This is a genomic window from Acinetobacter sp. YH12058, from assembly GCF_013419805.1.
GTDB lineage: Bacteria > Pseudomonadota > Gammaproteobacteria > Pseudomonadales > Moraxellaceae > Acinetobacter > Acinetobacter towneri.
In genome coordinates this window covers 1-3,093 of record NZ_VOZL01000048.1, presented here as the reverse complement: position 1 = coordinate 3,093, position 3,093 = coordinate 1, and the positions used below count along the sequence as shown (strand labels likewise).

Below are 3,093 nucleotides of genomic sequence, written 5' to 3'. Positions count from 1 at the left end.
ATCGAGTTCTATAGTTATGAGAAAGTGAGCCTCCAATCTCTCCGAAGCTCTTAAGTTTTGCAGTGCGTAAAATAGCGAAAGCCATGCGTGACATCTCCGCAGCAGGATAGCCGATAATGCTTTTGCTTTTGATTTTAACAACTTTTTCGAAATTGTGTACTCACTACACAATTTTAAAGCTACGCTTTTAAATTATTCCATGAGCAATGGGGAAACCTCCCCCTTGACCCCCTAAAATCCGATTCAAAACTGAATCGGCTCTAGGGAATTTATTAGTATCAATTCCCAATTCCTCAATGTCTTTTTCAATTGCCACTAAGAAATCACCACGACCATTTACATCACTGCAAAGTGCTCGCCATTCAATAGGTATTAATTCATAAACAACAGTTGGTTCATCCTGTTTTTCAGGTTCGGACTTATCATCTTGTTCTTTTGCTTTTTCTTCTTCTTCAATTTTACGAATTAAATCTTTCAAACTTTTATTAATGAATGACTGTTTTTTACCTTTGAAAGCAACAGCATATTGATAAAACAAATTACTGTACTTAGAACTTTCATGCTCAAAATCTTTTTCATTTTCAGCAAGTAAAGCAATCTCGAACGGTGTTAAAGAATCACGATTAAAACGTCCTGTTTTACAATGGGACATTGTTAATTCATTTGCCAATGACCCCTTGAGGGCATAGTTAATCAATGATTCAGGATTATTTAATTCATCATCATCATAGCCACGCTTGAGATCTACACCATGTTTTCTACTTGGACGCTTTAACCCAGCTCTTACACAGCAATCAGCCCACAATTCATAAATTGCCGTTTCTTTTTTCTTGAGTTCTTTTTCGCTATACCCTTCCTCAGTCACCACAATTAAGTGGTAATGCGGATGCCATCCGTTATTATCTGAATACTTAACTTCCGTTGATGTGATATGCCCTAAATGGGGAAATTCATTTTCCCAAAAGGCTTTGGATTTGCGATCACCGAAAAAGTATTTCTTAGTAAGAGCCTGTTTTTCTAACAAATCTTTTAAATCATCTGTCAAATAGTGCGGTGTTGTTAGTGTCAACATGTGCGCTTTCAAATTACGTTTATGCATAAGAACAATTAAACGCTCAATTTCTTGTTTTCTCTCATGTGCTATTCGTTCCGAACAGACAGGACAAAGCCAAGTATTGCCACAAACTTGAACATTTCGATATGAAGCACTTCGGTTTTGCTTATCGTATGTAACGAATACGTTTTGAAGCTTATCAATGCGCTTAATACCGCATCCAGTCACACGCCATTTGCCCGCACATTGGCTTAAAATCTTTTGAATAACAGATAAAGTTTTATATCTAGCTTTCTTATAGTGTTGTTTTTTATCTGAATTAATAGAATCAGCGGAGTAAGATTCCGTATGTTTTCCAAGGGGGTCAGATTTTTTTGCAGGCGTGACTTTAGAATGCGTTAAAACGCTTCTATTTGAAGAGATTGATTTTTGAGTATTTACTTCTTGATGCATCCCTCAAGCCCCTTAAACGGCTTGCGAGTGCGTAATTGACTGCTATAATGAGCTTGCATACGGACATTCGCTGATTGTTGATCTGTATGTACATCAAAGCCCCTCTAGTCGCCAAACTTATTCGGGGTTTTTTTGTGCCTGCACAAATCTGATTAATAAAAAAATTCTTACTTGAGTTAGAGAAGTTACAACTGTTTCTAAGTAGTTTCAATAAGTGGCGAGCTTAAATCGTACCTCTTTTAAAAAAAAACTTACCGCTGACGTTAAATAAATTGAAAAATAATCAGTTCGCACCCATTCGGGATGCTCTGTCCCTCCCGCTTAGGATTTTTATGGGAGCTTGTAATCAGGGAAAGGAAGGTTTTGAAATTTAGATAATGTCAGTTCGGGGGCAACTCCGCCCCCTCTGATATGTACAGTACATTCTAAAATCACATTGAAAAATCAAAATCATTTCCTTTGTCTTTTTTCTTTTCAGGCTGCTGCACCTGGTCCAACTGCGGCCGCGGTTGACTCATGTTTTTTAAAGCATGGTCTATTTGCTTTTCAAAGTCAGACTTAGGCGTAATAGTCATAGTCATCGAATCAATTTCTTTTTGCAAAATTCGCTCATGTTCATTTACTGCAGTCTGTTTCAATTCTTCATACTTTTGCTCAGACTTTCGCTTTAAATCAATAAATGGCTCAAATTCTCGATCATAGTTTTCGACTAATTCTTTCATTTGATTCATTGAATTAATTAAAGAAATACATTGTTTTTCTAGCTTTTTATTCTTGTTTTTTTCATTAGAAAGTTGAGCATTTAGTGCTGAGAATTCAGCACCGATTTGCTTTTCATAATTCTCAAATTGTGGGGCAATATGATCATAAACAGCATCAATCACACGCTCACCATGAGCCTTTTTACCATCCAAAAATGGTGAATCAGGCTGTGTTTCAAGTCTAGTTAATTCAATTTCAGGCAATTTAGGCTTAACTTGCTGATTAATTTCACTATAAAATTCTTTAATCGTTGTGTGTTCAGCTTTTGAATTCTCAACACCACGCTTCAAACCAAGATGATTCACTTGATTAGCAAAATCAGTCTGCATGTCAGACATGAGTTTTCGACCGCCAAGCCATTTTCGAGCATTTAAGCGACCCGTGGTGTCCATAGGCACAACATAGGCGATTAGATGGGGCGTTGTTTCATCTCTATGAATTGAAGTCGTTATGACGTTCTCAGAGCCATATCTATCAATAAGCCATTTCTTGGATTGTTCAAAAAATTCAGCTTCGGCATTTTTATTATTCCACCCAATCCAGTCTGGACTTGCTGTAATTAAATGCTCAATACAAAGAACGCCATTTTTTCTTAACTTCTCAGGAAGTCTATTTTTAATCATCTGCATTGCATCTGCAGATTCAGAAACATCATGCTCATTTTGATGTGATCTAGATTGATCAGCATTTGCAGTAAATCGAGTTCTATAGTTATGAGAAAGTGAGCCTCCAATCTCTCCGAAGCTCTTAAGTTTTGCAGTGCGTAAAATAGCGAAAGCCATGCGTGACATCTCCGCAGCAGGATAGCCGATAATGCTTTTGCT

The 3,093-nt window shown here is 37.1% G+C and carries 3 protein-coding genes; all 3 read right to left on the bottom strand.

Features of this window, described 5'->3' with window-relative positions:
• Positions 1 to 187 precede the first annotated feature (187 nt).
• The gene (locus FTU09_RS13525; protein WP_180080557.1) at positions 188 to 1,507 is read right to left on the bottom strand and encodes a protein rep; all 1,320 of its coding nucleotides are present in this window, start codon (positions 1,505 to 1,507) and stop codon (positions 188 to 190) included.
• A 431-nt stretch (positions 1,508 to 1,938) separates the two neighbouring features.
• Entirely contained in the window at positions 1,939 to 3,051 is a 1,113-nt protein-coding gene (mobV, locus tag FTU09_RS13520) for a MobV family relaxase (protein WP_373685383.1), read from the bottom strand.
• Positions 3,017 to 3,093, bottom strand: a 77-nt coding sequence (locus tag FTU09_RS13975; RefSeq protein ID WP_373685381.1) for a CRISPR-associated DxTHG motif protein, incomplete at its 5' end; no start/stop codon positions are given. The genes FTU09_RS13975 and mobV, both read right to left, overlap by 35 nt.

Excerpts from the sequence above, each read along its gene's own strand:
- FTU09_RS13525 (WP_180080557.1), bottom strand. The coding sequence starts at position 1,507 with ATGCATCAAGAAGTAAATACTCAAAAATCAATCTCTTCAAATAGAAGC.
- mobV (WP_373685383.1), bottom strand. The coding sequence starts at position 3,051 with ATGGCTTTCGCTATTTTACGCACTGCAAAACTTAAGAGCTTCGGAGAG.